General features: G+C 44.4%; 18 protein-coding genes. 4 read left to right on the forward strand and 14 right to left on the reverse strand.

All coding sequences use genetic code 11. From position 1 onward, the window contains the following. Positions 1–192 precede the first annotated feature (192 nt). The 12 genes from rpmB to QZW47_RS25730 all read right to left on the reverse strand — a co-directional run bounded on the left by rpmB (position 193) and on the right by QZW47_RS25730 (position 15035). Positions 193–429 carry a 50S ribosomal protein L28 gene (gene rpmB / locus QZW47_RS25675; RefSeq protein ID WP_293133606.1) on the reverse strand — a complete coding sequence of 79 codons (237 nt, stop codon included), beginning with the start codon at positions 427–429 and terminating at the stop codon, positions 193–195. Between the two features lie 257 nt (positions 430–686). Continuing rightward, positions 687–2675, reverse strand: coding sequence for a molecular chaperone HtpG (htpG, locus tag QZW47_RS25680; RefSeq protein WP_293133609.1), 1989 nt, complete (start codon positions 2673–2675; stop codon positions 687–689). Between the two features lie 336 nt (positions 2676–3011). Next, positions 3012–4343: a two-component system sensor histidine kinase RppB gene (gene rppB, locus QZW47_RS25685; protein ID WP_293133612.1), complete on the reverse strand. Its 1332-nt coding sequence runs from the start codon at positions 4341–4343 to the stop codon at positions 3012–3014. 193 nt (positions 4344–4536) lie between these two features. Continuing rightward, positions 4537–4761 carry a hypothetical protein gene (locus QZW47_RS25690; RefSeq protein ID WP_293133615.1) on the reverse strand — a complete coding sequence of 75 codons (225 nt, stop codon included), beginning with the start codon at positions 4759–4761 and terminating at the stop codon, positions 4537–4539. A 160-nt stretch (positions 4762–4921) separates the two neighbouring features. Next, positions 4922–5611, reverse strand: coding sequence for a two-component system response regulator RppA (rppA, locus tag QZW47_RS25695; RefSeq protein WP_293133618.1), 690 nt, complete (start codon positions 5609–5611; stop codon positions 4922–4924). 183 nt (positions 5612–5794) lie between these two features. Continuing rightward, positions 5795–6262 (reverse strand): DUF2808 domain-containing protein, encoded by a 468-nt coding sequence (locus tag QZW47_RS25700; RefSeq protein ID WP_293133621.1) that lies wholly within the window; start codon positions 6260–6262, stop codon positions 5795–5797. 285 nt (positions 6263–6547) lie between these two features. Further along, complete coding sequence (locus tag QZW47_RS25705) at positions 6548–7033, reverse strand: hypothetical protein (RefSeq protein ID WP_293133624.1); 486 nt, start codon at positions 7031–7033, stop codon at positions 6548–6550. A 97-nt stretch (positions 7034–7130) separates the two neighbouring features. Then, complete coding sequence (locus QZW47_RS25710) at positions 7131–10289, reverse strand: efflux RND transporter permease subunit (protein ID WP_293133627.1); 3159 nt, start codon at positions 10287–10289, stop codon at positions 7131–7133. Positions 10290–10668: 379 nt separating this feature from the next. Continuing rightward, positions 10669–11352, reverse strand: coding sequence for a phosphatase PAP2 family protein (locus tag QZW47_RS25715; RefSeq protein WP_293133630.1), 684 nt, complete (start codon positions 11350–11352; stop codon positions 10669–10671). Between the two features lie 261 nt (positions 11353–11613). Beyond that, on the reverse strand, positions 11614–13557 hold the full coding sequence (locus QZW47_RS25720; RefSeq protein ID WP_293133633.1) for an efflux RND transporter periplasmic adaptor subunit: 1944 nt from the start codon (positions 13555–13557) through the stop codon (positions 11614–11616). A gap of 203 nt (positions 13558–13760) precedes the next feature. Continuing rightward, positions 13761–13955: a hypothetical protein gene (locus QZW47_RS25725; RefSeq protein ID WP_293133636.1), complete on the reverse strand. Its 195-nt coding sequence runs from the start codon at positions 13953–13955 to the stop codon at positions 13761–13763. A gap of 375 nt (positions 13956–14330) precedes the next feature. Further along, positions 14331–15035 carry a DUF305 domain-containing protein gene (locus QZW47_RS25730; protein WP_293133639.1) on the reverse strand — a complete coding sequence of 235 codons (705 nt, stop codon included), beginning with the start codon at positions 15033–15035 and terminating at the stop codon, positions 14331–14333. 246 nt (positions 15036–15281) lie between these two features. Here QZW47_RS25730 and QZW47_RS25735 point away from each other — a divergent pair, with 246 nt between their 5' ends. From QZW47_RS25735 to gloA, 4 genes are all read left to right on the forward strand, one after another. Next, complete coding sequence (locus tag QZW47_RS25735; RefSeq protein WP_293133642.1) at positions 15282–15476, forward strand: heavy-metal-associated domain-containing protein; 195 nt, start codon at positions 15282–15284, stop codon at positions 15474–15476. A gap of 170 nt (positions 15477–15646) precedes the next feature. Beyond that, on the forward strand, positions 15647–17902 hold the full coding sequence (locus QZW47_RS25740) for a heavy metal translocating P-type ATPase (protein ID WP_293133645.1): 2256 nt from the start codon (positions 15647–15649) through the stop codon (positions 17900–17902). Between the two features lie 19 nt (positions 17903–17921). Then, positions 17922–18158 carry a hypothetical protein gene (locus tag QZW47_RS25745; RefSeq protein WP_293133648.1) on the forward strand — a complete coding sequence of 79 codons (237 nt, stop codon included), beginning with the start codon at positions 17922–17924 and terminating at the stop codon, positions 18156–18158. A 74-nt stretch (positions 18159–18232) separates the two neighbouring features. Then, on the forward strand, positions 18233–18661 hold the full coding sequence (gloA, locus tag QZW47_RS25750; RefSeq protein WP_293133651.1) for a lactoylglutathione lyase: 429 nt from the start codon (positions 18233–18235) through the stop codon (positions 18659–18661). A gap of 108 nt (positions 18662–18769) precedes the next feature. On the opposite strand, the gene QZW47_RS25755 is transcribed toward gloA, so the two are convergent. Both QZW47_RS25755 and QZW47_RS25760 read right to left on the reverse strand, forming a co-directional pair. Continuing rightward, positions 18770–19738: a DUF459 domain-containing protein gene (locus tag QZW47_RS25755; RefSeq protein ID WP_293133654.1), complete on the reverse strand. Its 969-nt coding sequence runs from the start codon at positions 19736–19738 to the stop codon at positions 18770–18772. 5 nt (positions 19739–19743) lie between these two features. Beyond that, a complete protein-coding gene (locus QZW47_RS25760; protein ID WP_293133657.1) occupies positions 19744–21159 on the reverse strand; it encodes an MBOAT family O-acyltransferase in 1416 nt (471 codons plus the stop codon). Positions 21160–21557 lie beyond the last annotated feature (398 nt).

The raw sequence follows: 21557 nt of genomic DNA on the forward strand, positions 1-21557 counted from the left end.
ATTTCGACTTAGGAAGAAGGACTGAAGTCCTCACTACGAACGTTTTTTTTCTAAAAGTAAGGGCGATCGCACTTTTAATTTCGACTTAGGAAGAAGGACTGAAGTCCTCACTACGAACGTTTTTTTTCTAAAAGTAAGGGCGATCGCACTTTTAATTTAAACGATCGCCCTTTTTTCAATTAACAAGGTTATTTAAAGCTTGTAAAGGTTAATTCCAGCTTCCTTAGCCATAATTTCCAAACCCTTGTGTTCCAAGGTTTTAATTGCCTTTGTAGAAAGATGTAATTTTACCCAGCGCTTCTCCTGCGGCCACCAAATCCGCTTCCACTGCAAATTTACGCCTTGCAACTTGTGAGTGCGGTGGTGCGAGTGAGAAACCGCAAAACCGTTATTCGCCTTCTTGCCCGTTAGCTGACATTTCCGTGACATATTGCCCTCCAGATTACCGTTTTTTGATGCAGCCTCTAATTATATAGCAACTGCGGACTACCCCCCTAGCCCCCCTTGCTAAGGGGGGGATAAGAAAAACCCTGTAGCCTTTCTGGTACAGGGGGTACAAGAAAACCGGCTGTTTCCAACACAGCCCGCAACAATGAAGCTCTAGCTCCCCTTAGCAAAGGGAGATAGAGACTGCAACAAACCAAACTCTAGCTCCCCCCAAAGCATCGGGGGGTTGGGGGGGATTCTTACATTGCACGTTCAGTCAATTTTGTCAAGACGCTGTTCGATCGCTCAACAAAATCCTTCATCCCTTCAGCATCAAAACCCTTCTGGGCCATCAAAGCCAAGTCGTAAACGTGGTGACAAATCATACTCGCCAACTGCGCCGACGGAGACTCACCGCCACCTTGAATAATCACACCCTGACTCAAACTCGCCAGATTTTGAATCAGCGGGTGAGACGTATTCACCAGCAAAACGTGTTCTTCGGGGAATTGGGCCGCTTGCTGCTGCAAAAGCGCCGTCATATCGCGCATCCGGCGCAAAGCTTCCGGTAACAGGACGATCGCAGGTGGCGCCCCCTCAGCAGAGTCAGACTTCAAAGCTTCAGTGCGAATGTTCACTTTCGGCTTATTGAGAGCCTTTTGGAACATTTCTTTAACTTGTTCGCTGCGAGTTTTATTAGTTGTCGGATCGACAATTTCCGCTTCTTTTTCTTTGTCAATTAGCGTGTCGTCAATATCGGAATCAACCCGCGAGAATTTGACATCCGAGTATTCTCGTTCCAAGAAACTGATAAAGTGCGTGTCGATGAAAGAATCCATAAACAGCACTTCTAAGCCTTGGCTTTTGTGCATGGCGACGTAAGTTGCTTGAGACGCAGGTTCCGTGCAGTAAAACACCCGATTTTCGTGGCGTTTTTGATTGCGTTCCAAATACTCTTTCAGCGTCGTGTAAGGTTGCGTCGAAGTAGAAGTTTCCGACTTGGGATTTACATCTTTCCACAAATCTCCTTCCTCAGTTTGCACCTGCACTTCTGGCGTTGCAGTTTCCGGCTTTTCTGCTGTTGGTTCGTAGGTGCTACGGTAGATTAAGATATCTTCGACTTGTTTTTTGAACTTGTCATCGTTGAGAGATCCAAACTTGACAAAAGTGCCGATATCTTGCCAGCAACGGATGTACTCGTCCCGGTCATCGCGGTAAAGTTCTTTTAGGCGATCGCCTACTTTTTTCGCAATATAATCAGCAATTCTCCGCACAGTGCGATTGCTTTGCAAGGAACTACGAGAAACGTTCAACGGAATGTCGGTACTGTCAATGACTCCCCGCAGCGGCATCAAGAATTTTGGAATAATTTCTTCGCAGTGATCGCTGACAAAAACTTGGTTGCAAAATAGCTTGATATTACCTTGGGTAACATCGACATCCGGCCGCAGTTTTGGAAAGAAGAGAATCCCGTTGACAATGAAAGGATAATCTGTATTCAAGTGTACCCAAAGTAGCGGCTCATCTTGGAACGGGTAGAGGTAGCGGTACAGTTCTAAGTAATCTTCTTTTTGTAAATTGCTGGCTGATTCCCGCCAGATTGCTTTGTGCTTGTTGAGTTCCTCTCCCTCAAACTTGATGGGAACAGGCATGAAATCGCAGTAGGTTTTAATTAACTGCTTAATGCGGCTGGATTCTACATATTCCAGTTCTTCGTCTTGGAGTGTTAGAGTAATTGTAGTACCGCGTTCTGTACGGGCTGATTCTGATAGTTCAAAAGCGGGTGAACCGTCGCAATACCAATGTACTGCTTGCGAATCTTCTTTGTAGGAAAGGGTATCTATATCTACTTTTTGAGCGACCATGAAAGAAGAGTAGAAACCGAGTCCAAAGTGACCGATAATTGCGTCGTCGCCACTGCCTTGATATTTTTGAATAAATTCTTCGGCGCTGGAGAAAGCGACTTGATTGATGTATTTTTTTACTTCGTCGGCGGTCATGCCGATGCCGTTGTCGGTAATTGAGAGGGTTTTGTTTTCTTTGTCGATCGCAATATTGATTTGTGGTTCGCCAATATCGCCGCTGTATTCGCCGGAACGGGAAACCATTTTGAGTTTGGCAATGGCATCGACGGCGTTAGAAATTAGTTCCCGCAAGAAGACTTCGTGGTCGGTGTATAGCGACTTCTTGATAATCGGGAAAATATTCTCGGTATGGATTGAGATTGTTCCCTGTTCTAAAACTGTCATAATTCTTCGCTAGGTAGTTTTTAGGAGTCAGTAGTCATTAGTCAGTAGTCATTAGTTATTAGTTAGTGGTTATTCGTTGTTATATCCAACAACTGTCAACTGTCAACTGTCAACTGTCAACTGACTATGTATTGATTTTGGGCGATCGCGCTACATATTGCCAAAGGGATTACCACAAAAAGATATTCGGTTTCCCCCACATCTTGCAGAATTCTGAATCAGCCTTTTAAGGGCGGGCAGGATGCCCACCCCACAACAAGAATCACTCTTTGTGGAACAGGCATCTTGCCTGTTCTTGAGCATGGTGCAAGATGTCAGTTTCCCTCACATAGTAGCTTACAAAGGCAACCGCAGGACAAAGGTGCTGCCAAAACCCAATTGGCTGCGGGCGCTGAGGCTGCCGCGGTGCGCCCGCGCGATCGCCCGTGCGATCGCCAATCCAAGCCCAGAACCGCCTGTATGACGCGATCGATCGCTATTAACTCGGTAAAAGCGATCGAATATCCGCGCTAAATCTGCCGCCGCTATCCCAATTCCGGTATCTTGCACCTGAATTATCGCCTCGATGTGACTGCAATCTAAGACGACTGTGACGTTTCCGCCAGCGGGAGTGTATTGGATCGCATTGACAATTAGGTTAGTAACGAGACGGTAAAGTCGATCGGCATCTCCGACAACATTTAACTGCTGCTGTGCGCGGATTTCGGAGGTTAGGGCTACCTGGGAGGCGATCGCCAAAGCAGCCAATTCCTCGACTAAATCGCTCACCAAGTCGTTCAAACAACAAAGCTGAGGGATCTCGGATTTTGGTTGAGAGTCCATCCGCGCCAACAACAACAAATCAGTGACTAACTGAGTCAAGCGTCGATTTTGGCGATCGACTGTTCGCAAAATTTCCCGCGCCTCTTTCTCATCTAATTCTGGCATCAACAGTGCCGATTCTACTGTGGCTTGGGATGCCGCTAAAGGAGTCCGCAATTCGTGGGCGGCATCCGCAGTGAATTGTTGGATTTGTCGGTAAGAATCATAAATTGGTTTCATCGCCAATCCTGCCAGCCACCAACTAGAAAAGCCCACCAAAATTAACGCGGTTGGCAATCCCAATTTCAAAATTAATTTGACTGTACTTAGGTAATCATTGAACTCTTGCAAGCTCCGCCCTACTTGAAAATATCCCCAGTTTTTCTGGGTTTTAGTATGCAGAAATACAGAAATTTGGTGATAAATATTTCCTTGGCTGTCAGCGATTGTTTGCCAGTGTTGCGAGTTAAATGTCGGTGGCAATGTTTCAGGATAAGTGCCTGCTGTAGCAATCAATTTACCTGAAGAGTCAAATAAACGGATATAGTAATAGCTTTGGTTGATGGCGCTTAAAATATGGCGATCGCGGAACTGTTCTTTAACGCCGTTAACTCCAATTATGCGGAGGTTTGGCAAAAGTTCATAGACGATTGGTTCTAGTCGTCCCGGCTGCTGTAGCTTGATTTCGAGGCTATCGTGGAGTGTCCCGGCTACTGATTCTAGTTCGCGATCTATGGCGATCCAGTGCGCGTGGGCGATCGCCTTATATACACCAAATCCCAGCAAGCTTAAAATCAGACCCATGACTGCCGCATAGGAAAGAGCTAATTGCGATCGAGTGCGGTTAAATAGTTTATTTTGATTCACATTTCAGATTTCATAATTGGTAATTGGTTGAGCATGAGACTTTTTTTATGAACCGCAGAGGGCGCAGAGAACGCAGAGGAGGAGAAAAGAGAGAATAAGCTTAAAATCAAGGTTTTGACCACCCGTGTGCAAGTCCTATTAAGATAAATATAACCAGGCAAATAACACATTATTTTATATCTAATTTTCCGGGCTAATCCTCATTTATTAGGAGTTCTGCATATTCGCTCATTCCGAGTTTTGCAAGTTCTTGGTCTGCTTCGGCAAATTCGCTGTAGAGTACAGCTAAGTTAGTTTCATCTACTGTTAGATTAGTAACTAATCTGGGACGTAATTTCAGGAATGCAATAAATTTAAATACTTGTTTTAGTTGTTCTAGATCGAGCTGTTCTAACTCTTGTTGAATTAAATCTTTCATGGGAGCCATTTTTGCGATCGAGTTTTCTATATTATAGCCAGATACGCTTGGGATCAGGACACCAAAAGGTAAAATTACGCGATCTTCTTTCTTGAGTCCGCGGAGGCGGACATCGTTTGTGTAGCCGCGGTTTCAACCGCCGTCTTATTTTATCTTATCTTTAATTTCTCATCCGGTATCCAACACCATGTACAGTTTCAATTAAATTCGCACAGCCAACTGATTCGAGTTTGCGCCGCAGCAACCGCACTTGAGCGGCTACTACATTGCTAAAAGCATCTGCACTGGCTTCCCATATCTGATTCCGAATTTGGTCGGTAGTGACAATTTGATTCGGATGTTTCATGAAATATTCTAACAATTGAAACTCTTTGTTAGTCAACGAAATTATCTGGTTTGTGCCGTTTTGATTGAGGTGACAAGCCGTGCGATTACCGCAATCTAAGGCGAGATTGCCGATTTGTAGCTGTTGGGGCTGGATTTGGGGCGATCGCCTTTGCAACGCCCGCAACCTAGCTAACAGTTCCTCCATCCCAAAGGGCTTGACCAAATAATCGTCAGCCCCGGCATCCAATCCCGCCACTTTATCTTCCATCCTGTCTTTGGCTGTCAGCATCAAAACTGGCAGAAAGCTATGTTTAGCGCGCAATTTGTGCAGCAGTTGTATTCCCGACAATCCCGGAAGCAACCAGTCAAAAATGGCTAGAGTGTATTGTGTCCACTGATTGTCTAGATATTCCCAAGCTTCATTTCCGTCTTGGGCCCAGTCAACTATGTATTTTTCTTGCTTCAAAGTGCGATCGATCGCCTTTCCCAAATCTGGCTCATCTTCAACTAGCAAAATTCTCATAACGTTAATTTAAAGCTTACGCAAAATTTCATGATTTTTGCAATATTATTCGTAGGGTGTGTCGCCATCAACAATCTCTGAATCAAAACGGACAATATCATAGCGACGCACCTCATCTCAATCATCAAAAACAATGCAACTCTTGCAGAAATTTTGAAACCTAGTATGAGCTTTACCTTTCGATCAGTAAGTTTGAATGCCAACTCGACCCAGGGGCATTTCTGCATTTATTCCCACCATTTTAGCAGATATGACGTATCCCCAATTGCGACTGTAACCGGGAGTATTAATACCGCGCATATAAATTGATATCGTGGTGTCAGGCGCGACTGGTTGAGCAAAAACTACTGTTGCTCTTTGATTGTTGACAGATACTTGACTCTCGATTTTCTGACCGGATTGATTTTTGACCTCAATTCCTCCCCTGATGCTCAGATCGTCTGGAAGGGCGATCGCAATTTCTGAAAGAGATCTTCCCTGAACGTGAACATCAAAACGATGGGTAGCACCCTGAAAGCCAGCTCTATTAGGAGTTGCAGCGCTACCAACAAGGTGAGCAACATTAGCATTTTGCATCGCTCCTCCCGCAATTGCACGCAGATTAGATGCTAGGAGGAATGTAAATGCAGCAGCATAAATTAACTTTTTCATCGCCGTAATCCCTGACAAATTAACTAATTAGTTTTCTTATTTATTAGTTTCACTGTCAGGAATGAAATAGAGATGAAATTTTAGCTAATTAAATGAGTTCTTCAAATCTATCTTAACAGGATTTACGCATGGGTGCCTAGAAACCCGGTTTCTACGAAAATCTTGCGTTTAGTAACGATAAATCTACGAAGAAACCGGGTTTCTAAGATCGGCGCGCGTAAGTCCTATTAACAAAAACCCGATCGCCAAAATCAACCGGGTCTCCACAGCTAAGTTCTACTCAAACTACTGAGTGAATGTAAAACGGCCGTCCACTTTTTCTCCCTTAATATCCGCATTCACCTTCACAGGATACTGACCTGGATCTTTGCCTGGAAATACAACAGCATAATGTTTACCTTCAGGATCATATTTGAGCGCTAGAGTTTGCTGCTTTCCACTCGGTAACTGCACTTGAGCCGTCACTTTCGCGTCAGCAACTGGTTCCTTTTTATCACCTTTTTGCAGGTACAAATCTAAGTGAGTTCCAGTAGCTTCTTTTTCAGGTACAAACTCTAAATGGTAAGCTCCAGCATTGACAACTTGTCCGCCGTTGGCTCCTTTTGCACCAGCAGGAGCAGCGGCGGGAGCGGAAGACGCAGGTTTTGAAGCAGCAGGAGGAGGTGTTGGGCTGATTTTTGTATCGCTTGCTTCGTCGCCTTTACCGCAAGCTCCCAAAGACAGCAGCCCGATACTGCTGAGAATAATTAAACTTGATTTGATCGTTTTCATGTGCTTTACTATTTTCGGACAATTATTCGTAAATTATGGCATTTTAAAATAGAGCGTCAAGGACAATCATCAAAAAATATTCAGTGATTAGCTAGCATCACTGCTCAAATACTGATTTAACTACTTTTCCATCTTCCACAAAAGGCTGAGGTTGTTGAGGTCTTAAAAATCTACCGAATTGAGCATATAAAGCTGGTAAAACTAGCAGAGTTAAGGCAGTAGAAGTAAATAATCCCCCCAAAACTACGATCGACAAAGGTTGCAGAATTTCTTTGCCGGGGCCGCCTTCTAAAACTAAAGGTGCTAAACCCAAAGCTGAAGTTAAAGCGGTCATTAGAATGGCGTTGAGGCGTTCCATTGAACCTTTAATAACAGCTTCTTTCAAGGGCATTCCTTCAGCAAATTTAGTGTTATAGTTGTCTACTAACAACAAGCCGTTGCGGGTAGCTACGCCGAATAATGTGACAAAGCCAACGAGGGAAGCTACGGAAATTATACCGCCCGTCAAAGCTACAGCAATTATTCCTCCAACTAAGCCGAGAGGTAAATTGATCATAATCATCGCAGTTGAAGGAATTGACTTAACGGACAAGTACATCAATACGGTAATGACCAAAAAGGCGATCGCGCTAAACACCAGAATATTCTGCGAAGCCCTTTCTTCCGCCTCAAATTGACCGCCATACTGGATAAAATAGCCAAAAGGCAACTGCACCTCTCGTTTGACTTTAGCTTTGATTTCATTCACCACCGATCGCAAATCCCGACCTTTCGCATTAGCCGCCGCCACAATCAACCGCGAAACATTCTCACGATTAATCGTATTTGGGCCCGTACCGTATGTAACAGTTGCAACTTGCGCCAAGGGAATTTTACCCCCCCTTTCATCCCCCCCTTTATAAGGAGGGGAAAGAGGGGGGATATCAACTAACAAATTCTGAATAGTTTCGAGGTTGTTTCTCGCTGACGGCTGCAACCACACAACTAAATCAAAAGTTTGCTGCGCCTCCAAAACTTGGGAGACAACTTTGCCATTTAAAGCAGTCTCAATTATTTCCGAAAGTTCTCCTATTTTCAAACCGTATCTCCCCGCGGCTTGGCGGTTAAACTTAATTTGAATTTGTGACACCGGTACTTGCGGTTCTAATTGCAAATCCACAATTCCCTTAACAGTTTTCATTTGCGCTTCAACTTGAGCGCCGAGACTGCGAAGCTGATTCAAATCCGGGCCAAAGATTTTCACAGCAATCTGACTCCTGACACCAGACAAAACCTCATCCATCCGGTGAGAAATAAAACCGCCGATATTTGGTGCAACTCCCGGCAATTTAGCAAATTCTTGCCGCAATGATTCCAAAGTTTTCGACCGATTTTTCATTCCTTCCTCGCTCAAACCAATATCGATGTGAGCTAAATTCACACCCGCAGCATCAGCATCGCCCGGAGCTCTGCCCGATCGCACTTGCACGTATTCAAACCTGCGATCACCCTTAAGAGCATCTTCCATAGCAAAAGCCGCGCTATCCGTCGTCTCCAAAGACACCCCCGGATAAAGCAGAATAGTATTTACCAAAGTTTGCTCCTGAAATTCTGGCAAAAACACTCGACCAAAGGAAGGTAAAATAACTAATGCAGCCACCATACTAGCAGTAGCTAAAATTAAAATTATCGCCGAATAACGCATTGACAATTGGATGAAAAAGTGATAGATGCGCTTGCAAAATCTCGGCAGCCAAGGCTCCTCAGCACTCATGCGTTTGCTCGGCAACAAAATAGCACAAAGCGCCGGAGAAACAAACAGTGATTCCAGACTAGAAATCACCACAACCACCAAATAAGTAATCCCCATCGGCGTAAAAATCCGACCTTCTACACCGGGCAAAGTAAAAATCGGCGAAAACACCACAATCCCTATTATCGTTGCTCCAATTAACGAATCTCGCACCTCCTGACTGCCGTCAAAAATCACATCCATCACCGGGCGCGGATGCCCAGAAGCCGTATTTTCTCGTAAATTTCGGTAGGTATTTTCGGCATAAACGATCGCATCGTCGATCGCAGTTCCGATCGCCACCGACAACCCACCCAAAGTCATCGTATTCAATCCCAGCCCCAGCCAATACATCGCCAGCAGCCCGAACAGCCAAGTTAGGAAGAAATCGAGCAAAACCACCGTCAGAGTGCGCCAATTCATCAAAAACGGGATTAGGATGATGGTGACGATGATGCTACCTTCCACTAAAGCCGATCGCACATTTTCCACCGAAGAGTTGATATACTCTTCCTGCCGGAAAGTCACTGTCACCTTAATATCCTTAGGCAGAGCTTGCTGTAGCTCAGCCATAGCCGCCTCAACCGCTTTCGTCACCGTCGGAGTATCAGCAATGGGCTGTCGGTTTACCATCACAATCACAGCTTTTTTGCCGTTAAAACTGCCATTTCCCCGCTTGATTGCAGCACCAATCTTGACATCAGCGACATCACCAATTCTGACGGGTGTTCCTTGTCGAGAGGCGATCGCAGATTGCTGCAAATCCGCCACCGACTCAATCCGCCCCACGCCCCGAATTAAAGTTTCTTTATCCGGTGTAATTAAATAACCCCCGGGCGCATTAACATTCGCAGCCTTTGCCGCTTCCGCCACTTGCTGCAAGGACACATTAAAAGCTTTTAACTTAGCAGGTTCTACTAATACTTGATACTGCCTTTGTTCGCCGCCGTAAGCCACGACTTGAGCAACGCCAGTCACGGCGAGAAGGCGATTTGTGACTTGCCAATCTACCAGACGGCGCACTTCCATCAAAGGAGTAGTTTCTGATGTGAAAGCATAGGTAATTACCAGTCCGACAGGAGAAGTTGTCGGAGAAATTTGTGGCGCTTCTACGCCAGCCGGGAGTTTGCTTTGAGCTTGCTGCAATCTTTCTGTTATTAATTGGCGTGCTTGATAAATGTTAGTTCCCCAATCAAATATTACTTTAACCGCAGAAATACCCACAGCAGAAGACGATCGCACTGCTGTTACTCCAGGAGTTCCGTTAATCGCACTTTCGATCGGAAGTGTTACTAAAGATTCGATTTCTTCCGGTGCGAGGCCCGGTGCTTCTGTCTGAATTTCGACTTGCGGCGGTGCAAAAGGCGGGAAGACATCGAGGGACATTTTGGGGATGATATATAATGTCCAAAGACTAATAATAATGGTGGCGAGAACGACTAGCCAACGACGATTAATTACCCATCTCAGAATAGTGCTGAACATTAGATTTCCCCGCAATTCCTTGGTCAAACATGGTTAAATCGCCCTTGATGCTATATTGACATCCAGAAATGAAATCACGATGAAATCTTTTAGAACCGCAGATATTAGGCAATACGGTTCACTTAACACTATTTATGCCCCGGAGATCCCCCTAAATCCCCCTGGTTGTAGGGGGACTTTGAGAGCATTCTTGTCCCCCCCTTTTTTAAGGGGGGTTAGGGGGGATCTCTCTTAAGTAAACCGTATTGAGATATAAGGCAGATAAACATGGATGAACGCAGATGATTTTAGGATGAGCAAATGAATGAGTGCAAAAATATAACTAAAAAATTTGGTGTGTATGTCTTCTTCCTAATGACCAATCACCAATGACTAATGACTAAACTTGTCTGGTTTGCAACTTCAACATTGTGATGCAAATCATCAGCCAAAGATACCCGATTCCGTAGCCAGCAATGATATCTGTTGGCCAGTGTACTCCTATATACATCCGACTCAGGCCAATTAGAGCGATCGTCACAACGGCTAGAGTATAAATAAGTTTGGAAAACTTGGGAAAGTGAGCAGAAAGCAGGTAAGCTAGAAATCCATACATCACAAAACCTCCTAAAGCGTGACCGCTAGGAAAACTAAAAGATGTTTCTGCAATTAAGCTGGGAAAAATCTGGGGACGAGGCTTGCTAAAGAATAACTTTAATCCAGTATTGAGAATCAATGCTCCCAAACAAGCAAGAGCAAAAAATTTAGCTTCCTCGCGGTAATGCTTCCACCACAGAATTCCTAGCGTAACTGCTACAATTACTACAACGACACTAGCATCAGCAAGCTGAGTAACTGTTAGCATCACCACATCTCGACTCGGATTTGCATATCCGTGCAGCCAGTTCAACCAAGTAGTATCAAAGGCAAAAGCTTCTCGTTCTAATACTTCTTGAAACAGCCATGCTAAAAGACAAGCAATAGCCAGACAACTGGTAAGTCCAACTACACCGATTGTCACAATTAAAGTATTTAAGTGTGGGTTTATATGCTGCACCCAAAAATCATAAGACTTGCGTAACATAATTTGTCTAAAATAACCAATTTGAAATAATCTACACTATGGTTCATATTTTGTCAATCATTTGCTAATTCCGCGCACCATTAAGCCGACGCTTATTTTAAATAAAGTTAAAATAAGTGCTATTATCGCGGAATTATTCTACTCATTAGACAAGATTGCACTCCTGACACAATTATCTACCAAATATCTGCGTTTATCCCTGTTCATCTGTCTTAAATCTGCGGTGACTGTATCAAACAAGGATTTATGCAATCTTGTCTATTAATGAAGCTGGTTAGATTCTTTACGTTCCTCAATAATTGCAGTTGAGTTAGGCAAATTGAGCTGAGAATTGTCGAGATAAATCTCTGTTTCATAAACAATTGGGCTGTCTTCTAAGTTGCTCGCTGTTGCGGATCGATCGCCCTTTCTGCGACCTGCTAAAACACCGACAGAAAATGCTAGAGTACCCAATATTGCTGCTCCTCCTGTTCCGGCTAACCACCACATTTGCTGCGGAAAATTGTTAGTAGTTGTCTGTGCTGTTGGTGCAGTTGTATCTGGCTTTTCCTCGGTTTTTGATGGCTTGCTGCCGCCCCGCAGAGATTGGGCGTAAAGTTGAGGTGCGCGCTGGGTAACAATCAAATCTCCATCGAATAAACCGCTCTTGATTTCTACTAAATCCCCCGCAGTTTGACCGACTTCAATGTCAACAGCTTGATAAGCATCGCCATTCTGCACGTAAACGGTTTTTTTACCGCTAGCATCTACTACTGCTGTACTCGGAATTGCTAAAACATTAGTAACATTTTTGTCGGTTAAAATCTCTAACTCCGCAAATAGTCCCGGCTTTAATTCGCCTTGACTATTATCTAGTTCTGCTTTCACGGGTACAATTCGCGTTTCTCCTTGCACGGATGAGCCAATTAAGGTGATTTTTCCCTTGAAAATACGATCGCCCAAGTTAGCAACTTTTACCCTGACTTCCTGGCCCTGTTTTACCTGATTCAAGTCTTTTTCGTAAATGTTGGCTGTAGCGAAAACCCGACTGTCATTGAGGACGCTCATCAACGGTTTTTCAGGGCTTACAGACTCTCCTAGGGTGATGGCGCGATCGGCGATCGTACCAGCAATCGGAGCAATTACGGTGACAAGTCCCTGCTCATTCGCAACAGTACCTAATTGTTGCAGGCGCGCTTGATAGGCTGCATCGGCTAAGCGAATGCGCGACTGAGCGACTTGCACGGCAGTTTTGGCGCGTTTGACCTGATTCTCGGCTTCTAGCACTTCCCGGCGGCTCTGAGCTTTGGTGAGTTGAGCTTTGGCTTCTGCTACTTTGCCTTGGGAATCGCGCAATTCCCGCATGGGTAGGTCTACTTCAGCTTGTTTAATTTCGGTTTCGGCTTTGATAACTTCGGGACGGCTTTTTGCCTTCGCAACATTGGCTTTTGCTTCGGCGAAGTGGGCTTGCGACTCTAGCATTGTACGCCGCGCGATCGCACCTGATGCCACTAATTCTCGATCGCGATCGAACTGTTCTTTAGCCACAGTCAATTCTGTTTCTGCTCGCGCTATTTCTGCTTGCGCTATTTCAAGCTGGCGCTGATAATTTTGTTTAGCAACTTTGACAACAGAGCCCTTATTTACTAATTCTTGCTCTCGCTCGTACTGTTGAGTCGTTGCTGCTAATTGAGTGCGTGCCTGTATTATTTCGGCTTCAGAGATTTTAATTAGGCGATCGTAATTTTCGGTAGCTAGTTTCAAATCACCTTGCGCTTGCTGCAAATCCGCCTCAGATTCCGCTTGTTTCGAGAGAGATTCAACCCGCAACTGTCCTAATTCTGCACTCGACAAAACCGCAACAGGTTGACCTTTTGATACTTTGTCCCCAGGCTTAACTAACAACTCTACCACTTTGCCAGCCACCGGAGCCGTAACTTCTACCTTTTGGTTGGGCAAAGTTTCAATTTGTCCTGTGGTTTTGATGCCGATATCTAATCGCTGGCGGGCGGCCGGAGAGACTTTAATCCCCAACCGTTTTGCTGTGGCGGCATCGACGGAGATAGCAGCAGGAATTTGAGTTGTTTCGCCCTCTTGGTGAAATTCATTTCCGTGCCCAGCGTGGGCGAAAACGGCGGCGGGAGAGCTCAGCAAAATAAAGCTGAAAAAACATCCCGAACAACTGCTAATAATTGCTGAATATTGAGCATATTTGTGAAATATCATCGTTGGCATTTTCCTAGAAATCAGGTTGAGTGCCAAAGGCTTAGCTGTTGGTGTTTTACCCAAATAAGTAAGTTAACCAAATTAACCGGAGCTACTTAATGAGGATTTTTCAATAAACGACTGCTAAGCAATGACCAAGAGCTAAAATTTATCTCCTCAACCTAGTCTTTCACTGCCAAATGAAATTAGGATGAAATTTCGCCTCAGCAGCCCAGATGCCCTCCGGCTTCTAAAATACGAATATAAGTTTTACCTAATGCCAAGGGATTGCACTGTAGATTTTTTTGTCCTTGTGCAAGTTCTTTGGCTTCAATTTCCTTTGTCAAAACGCTGACTAGCTCGTCCACGGCTGCATTTGCTCGATCGGTGGTGTTTAATTCCAAGCTGTTCAAAATCATTGACTAACCCTGCATATAGCTTTGTGGTGACTCTCTTACTTTAGATGGATTCCTTCTAATGTGTCCACAGTATAAACACGTAAATAATCAAATGATGTAAATTTAGACAACTACCGATCGCCGACATCGAGCTAAATCACTGTTATACCAAGGTTGTTGCTACTCTTTCATTGGCTGGATTTCTGGTTAGAGTGAAGCAGGTATTTCCTGAACAATTGACTGACTGTGATTCGCGTCACTCATGTTGTGGTTTTATGTCACAGATTGCTCGATCGAGTCAATGCTGGGGCGGGTTAAGTGGGCTTTTTGACTTACTATTTATATTTGCCTAAACCCGCGCCTACAGATATGACGATTAATTTATCCAGCCCGTCACTACTGTTTGTACCAAGTTTTGCGCCAGTCTTTCATTTGCTGAATTTCTTGCTTTTGCGAAGTCAAAATTTCTTGAGATAATTTATTGATTTCTGGGCGTTTAGACTTCTTCAAAGCATCTTGGGCCATGACTAAAGCTCCTTCGTGGTGGGGAATCATCGCATTCAGAAATCGCAGGTCAAATTGAGCGTCAGCCGCTCCTAAATCCATGCTCATCATCATGCTTTGCATTTGTTCGGGAGTCATTGCCATCATGTGACCCATTTGAGCGTGATAAGCCATTGGCGTACTGTCGGCTTTAGCATACCAAGTTTTGCGCCACTCTTTCATTTGATTGATTTCGCGGTTTTGAGCGGCAATAATGCTATTAGCTAGTTTTTTCATTTCCGGGCGCTGGGATTTATTCAGCAGCTCTTTCGCCATGTTGACAGCACCTTGATGGTGTACTGTCATGCCATCAATAAATCGCAAATCGTAGTCGGCATCCGCAGGGCCTAAATCCATTGACATATTATGATTCATGCCACCCATACCGCTTTGTGCCGCGTCTTGCTTGTTGTTTGCTTCAGTTGCTGCGGTAACATTTGGGGCTTGAGTTTGGCTGGTGGGAGCTTTTGAACAAGCTGCCAGCACTCCGCCGGTGAGGGCTGCTGTGGCGGTCAATATCAGTGCTGCAAAGCTTGTTTTTAATGAAATTGGTTTCATAGATTTTATAGCCTTAAAACTGCCATCTTGATTCATATTGTCACAGAGACATGAAATTAGGATGAAATTTTTGATTCTGACTTGCAAACAAATATTGCTGTGCCGTAGTTTGAGTTAACAACGATGAGTTGCAGTAAAACTTAAGAATTAATTCGAGATTCCCCCTTGACTCTCCCGCTCAGTGGAGACTTTACACTGAAGTTAATTCATCGATCGAGCAAAGTAGTTTCTGCTGAGGTTCCAACTATGACTTTACAGCTAAAAGTTCCCAAAATGGCGTGTTCTGCTTGTACGAGTACGATCGCAAAAGCAGTCCAAGCCATTGACTCAGCCGCCACTGTTGAGGCGGATCTCAAGACAAAATTGGTCACGATTCAAACCGCTAAGCCGGAAAGTGAAGTTAGGAAAGCGATCGCATCTGCTGGCTATCCAGCAAGTTGATTTTCGATTTTCGATTTTCGATTTTCGATTTGAAATTTTTGATTTGAGATTGACTCTAAAGTCGAAGAATCTAAAATTTTAGATTTTCGATGACAGTTGGGCGCTTGTATCCCTGATTGGGCGCGGTGACTTGAATATCGGAGGTCATTTTCTAATTTAGGATGAAATTTATGGACAATCTCACACTTAAATTGCGGGGAATGAGTTGTGCATCCTGTGCTTCTTCTGTGGAACAAGCAATCAAATCTGTTCCCGGCGTCATTGAGTGCAGCGTCAATTTTGGGAGGGAACAAGCAACCATCAAATATGACTCGAAGCAAACCGATTTAACAACAATTCAATCGGCTGTTGATGCGGCGGGATACGAAGCTTTGCCGCTCCAAGAAATGGCTGCGGTAGAAGATGATGCAGAACAAGCCGATCGCAAATCCGCATCTCAAAAATTGCAGGTAAAACTCTGGATCGCAGGCAGCATCAGCATTCTGCTCGTTCTGGGCGGTATTCCAGCCATGACAGGATTGCACCTACCATTCATTCCCGCATGGCTGCACAATTCCTGGCTGCAATTAGCCCTAACCTCACCAGTACAATTTTGGTGCGGCAAATCGTTTTATATAGGAGCTTGGAAATCCCTAAAACGGCACGTTGCAACCATGGATACTTTGATTGCTTTGGGAACAAGTGCTGCTTACTTTTACTCAGTATTTGTGACAGTCTTTCCAGGTTTCTTCACCGCCCAAGGTTTGACTCCCAGCGTTTACTACGAAGTTGCAGCCAGCGTCATCGCCTTAATTTTGTTGGGTAAAACCCTGGAAAATCGGGCGAAGGGAGAGACTTCGGAGGCGATTCGCAAGCTGATGGGTTTGCAAGCGAAAACTGCTCGGATAATTCGCAACGGCGAAGAGTTGGAAATTGCGATCGCCCAAGTGGCAATTAATGACATCGTACAGGTGCGCCCGGGCGAACAAATCCCCGTAGACGGAGAGGTGGTTGAAGGTGCTTCGACAGTAGACGAAGCAATGGTTACGGGAGAAAGTTTGCCTGTAAAAAAACAGCTTGGCGACGAAGTGATCGGAGCGACAATCAACAAAACTGGCAGCTTCAAATTTCGCGCTACTAGAGTCGGCAAAGATACATTTTTAGCTCAAATTGTCAAGATGGTGCAGGAAGCCCAAGGCTCAAAAGCACCGATTCAAAAGTTAGCAGACCAAGTGACAGGCTGGTTTGTTCCCGCAGTTATTGCCATCGCTTTAGCTACTTTTATTGTCTGGTTTAACGCGACGGGAAACTTCACTTTAGCAACCGTGACAATGGTGGAAGTGCTGATTATCGCCTGTCCCTGCGCTCTGGGTTTGGCGACTCCGACTGCTGTGATGGTTGGCACGGGTAAAGGTGCAGAAAATGGAATTTTAATTAAAGGAGCCGATAGTTTAGAATTGGCTCACAAAATTCAAATTATTGTGCTAGATAAAACTGGAACTCTGACGGAAGGTAAGCCGACGGTAACTGATTTTGTAACTGTTAAAGGAACGGCCGACAGCAATGAGTTAAAGTTGCTGCAATTGGCGGCTTCTGTAGAGCGAAATTCCGAGCATCCTGTGGGGGAAGCTGTGGTGAGGTACGCTCAATCTCAAGAAGTGAAGTTGACAGATATTCGGGATTTTGAGGCGATCGCCGGGAGCGGCGTGCGAGGGGTTTCGGGGGGAAAGTCGATCGCCCTAGGAACCCTCAGATGGATGCAGGAATTGGGCTGCGATACTGAATATCTGGAGCTGCGGGCGCGAGCTTTTGAAGCGGCGAGCAAAACGGTGGTTTGGATGGCTGTAGAGGGCAAAATAGAGGCAATTCTGGGCATTGCCGATGCTCTGAAACCGTCGTCGGCGCGGGCGGTGAAAGCGCTGCAAAAGCTCGGTTTGGAGGTGGTGATGCTGACTGGGGACAATCGATCGACTGCGGAGTCGATCGCCCAATCCGTCGGAATTACTCGCGTTTTCGCCGAAGTTAGACCCGACCAAAAAGCCGCTCAAATCCAAGCGCTGCAAGGGGAAGGCAGAATTGTGGCGATGGTGGGAGACGGGATTAACGATGCAGCGGCTTTGGCTGCTGCGGATGTGGGAATTGCGATCGGCACCGGCACCGATGTGGCGATCGCAGCCAGCGACATCACCTTAATTTCAGGAGATTTGCAAGGAATAGTTACAGCAATTAAACTTTCGGGCGCCACGATGCGGAACATCCGCGAAAATCTGTTTTTTGCCTTTATTTACAACATCGCAGGCATCCCGATCGCCGCTGGGATTTTGTACCCATTTTTTGGCTGGCTGCTCAATCCGATTGTCGCTGGTGCAGCCATGGCTTTCAGTTCGCTTTCAGTAGTGACTAATGCTTTGCGACTGCGGAATTTTCAAGCCAAATCTCTTGCATAAATTAGGAGGAATCCGATCAATGTTGAACCAGCATCAAGTTGTAGGAAGTCTCGCAGGTTTAGGAATTATCCTCGGAAGTGCGTCAGGAGTTAGAGCCAATCAAGTATCAGTTTTTCCGGCTAATTCTACCGCTCAATTTCGGCAGATAGAACAGCCGTTAAGTTTAAAAATTGGCGTAACAGCAGGCGGGTTGAGCTTAATAGGTTTAGAAATCTGGTGGTTTTTGTTGAGCAAACATCCAGCTAAAACCAAGTAAATTTGGCCGTCGCGGTTTTTTCCAGCGAGAACTCGCTAAAATTGAGGAAGCTTAAAAAATTTGGAGTGAGCTAAATGCAACTACTACACACGATGCTCCGAGTCGTCAACCTGGAAGAGTCCCTCAAATTTTACATCGAGGTTCTGGGGATGAAATTGCTGCGGCAAAAGGACTATCCAGAGGGTAAATTTACTCTGGCTTTTGTGGGCTACGGCGATATGTCCGACACTACAGTTTTGGAATTAACATACAACTGGGGCGTCGCAGAGTACAATTTAGGCGATGCTTACGGTCATATTGCGATCGGCGTTGACGACATTTACGGTACTTGCGAAGCAATTAAAGCCCGCGGCGGTAAAGTGAGCCGCGAACCGGGCCCGATGAAACACGGTTCAACTGTCATCGCTTTTGTGCAAGATCCAGATGGATATAAAGTTGAATTAATCCAACTAGATAACCAAAGTCGCAGCAGTCAGAAACTAACTGCTTCATCAGCATCTTAGTCTTTATAGGAGTGAGCATCTCCTACTGTGCAACGCGGGATATTTATTTGTTGATAGTGCTGTCCCCGCACAGGTTTGCTGTGCGGGGACGCTTGACTTTTGAGCTAGTTAAAGTTTCTTTTGAGGAGCTTTTAATATTTTGTCCTTCGCCATTTTGTCAACGATTAAATCGCTGATTATTTCCGCTCCATGGGAGGTAAAGTGCAGGCCGTCATTGATTTTTACATAGCCTCGCTTGCCAGATTTACTAGCAACTATTGGTACAAAGTTTCCCGCTTCTGCAAAAGTATCCCAAGTTGAAACAAATTCTATTTTAGGCGAATATTTGCTAGCGCTTTTATAGATATCATTCATAATCGGAAAAGCTTTGAGATAGGAAGATTTATTAGAGATTGATTGACCTATCCAATACACTTTTCTTACCGAAGACGCTCCCAGTAACTGGGCGTATTTTTCAACTCTTTGTTGATAAGCTTTTTGCCATTCTGGAGTCAGAATTGCCCGGTATTTTCCTTGAGAATCAGTGATATCTTGAGTGTCATTTCCGCCGAACAAAATAATCACTACATCCGGTCGATAATCCTGGATAATTTCGCTGGTTCTGGCATACCAATCATAATAATCTATCCGGTTTAATCCGCTGGATACTTTGTAGTCAATTTTGGTATCGGTGATATTGTATTTTTCCTTGATACTGTACTGTAGTTGAGTTCCTAAATCAAACATTACTGAGTCGCCAATAAATAAAAATTTGCGATAAGGTACGGTCAATTTTGGTTTGGCTGGCGTTGGCTTTTTAGCAGGCTTTGCGGCTGCAACAGCAGGTTTGCTTGCGGTTTTTACAGGAGATTTTTCTGAGTTTTTGGGGCGGCTGTCAAAATTGATATCTTTGATTTTGCTCCAAAAATTTTGTTCTGATTTCCTGAAGCCGTCGATTTCAATTTGGCGCGCTGCTTGTTTTATTTCGGAACTGGCTAAAGGAGTTGAAGAAAAGCTTTTCAGAAATAAGGATAAGTTGGAAAATACTAAAGTGAGAATTACCGAAGTAACGATTAGCAAAATTTCTCTGTCTTTCATATTTATTAGAAGTTAAAGTAAATAAAAGGCGGGACGGTACTCGGGCCCAGCATCAAGATAGCATAGACGAACAGCGAAACTAAGACTACTCGAAAGAACAGGTTTTTTAAGGAAAATACGGTTTGCAATACTTGGGAAATGCTCTCGCCCCACAGGTTGATCGCGCCAATGACTGCAATGACTAGATACAATTGCCAAAAGTTGAATTGCACAGTTGCAGCGGAAAAACGAAATATTCCCTGAAAAAACCTCATCGCAGTTTCCCAGTTGGGTGTGCCAAAAAATACCCAGCTACAGGTAACAAAGGTAAATGTTAACAACCAACTGCAAAATTGCGCCAATCTCGGAAAGCGAGAGTCGATTTTCCAGCCGATTGCTTGGGGGATATCTTTACATAGATGGTTGACAATTAGTCCTAAGCCGTGAATTGCTCCCCAGAAAATAAAGTTTAAACCTGCGCCGTGCCAAAATCCGCCGATCGCCATTGTCATCAGTAAATTTACGTACTTCCGCAATTTGCCGTATTTATTGCCACCTAACGGAAAGTAAACGTAATCCCTCAACCATTCGGAAAGACTGATGTGCCACCTTTTCCAAAATTCCTGCAAGCTGAGCGATCGGTATGGCATATTAAAGTTAGGAATGGGTTTGAAACCCAACAAGCAAGAGATACCGTTAGCTAAATCTGAGTAGCCGCTGAAGTCTACGTAAATCAAACAAGAATAGGAAATTGCCGCCAGGATTAAATCGATGCTGCTGTACTGCTGCGGAACTTTGAATGGTAGTTGAGTGAAGTTAAATAAGAAGCTGGACAAAGTATATTTTTTGAACAGTCCAGACAAAATCAAAACGATAACTTCTTCGATTTGATAGTCGTATTTTTTGGGTGAATTTAGCTGCACGTAAAATTCGCGAGGGCGCGAGATTGGCCCGGAGGCAATTTGGGGAAAGTAGGTAATGTAGGTGGCGTAGTCTACAAATTTCGGACAGGGGATTTTGTGTTGGTAGCAGTCGATTAAATGGGCAATCATTCTAAATGTGTAGAATGATACGCCGACGGGAGCGATGATTTGCAAAACTTGAAAGCTGGCGGGAATTTTGAGCTGGTTTAATACGTCAAATAAGGAAGTTACAAAAAAGTTGCAATATTTAAAGATGCCGAGATTGGCAATATTGAAAATTAAGCCGGAGATTAAGGCAAGTTTTTGATATTTTCCTTGGCACAATGCCCGGAGAATGATATAATTATAGACTGTACCTAAAACTAAGAGTAATAGAAAATCGAAACTCCAAAAGGAATAAAATAACAAACTGGAAACTAGCAACACAACTTTATATAAATTAACTTGGGGCTTCAAAGAGATGATGGCGCTAAAAAGAATCAGAAAAAACACTAAAAATTGGTAAGTAGGAAATAGCATATCTGTTAATCAATCTAAAAAATAGAGGTTTGTAGTGAGGACTTTAGTCCGCATCAATTTCTGCGGACTAAAGTCCTCACTACGAACCAAGACATAATATGAGAGGGTGGTGTCGTGTCCGTACAGTATTGCAGGCAAGGGAGAACCACTGTATTTTCATAAGTTCGATCGCCCGTTCCGGTAACAATACACAAAAAATCGCTGGGGATTGCAGATTTGTAGTGAGGACTTTAGTCCGCATCAATTTCTGCGGACTAAAGTCCTCACTACGAACTACGGTGACAACTTCCGCCTTGTTAACCGCACTCATAAATCCACAATCGTGTTTAAAGATTATGATGGTTGTGAGACGATATATTAACGGATAACAACAGGAATCCCCTTGATTGCGAGGAACT

The sequence above is a fragment of the Microcoleus sp. bin38.metabat.b11b12b14.051 genome, from assembly GCF_013299165.1.
Taxonomy (GTDB): Bacteria; Cyanobacteriota; Cyanobacteriia; order Cyanobacteriales; family Microcoleaceae; genus Microcoleus.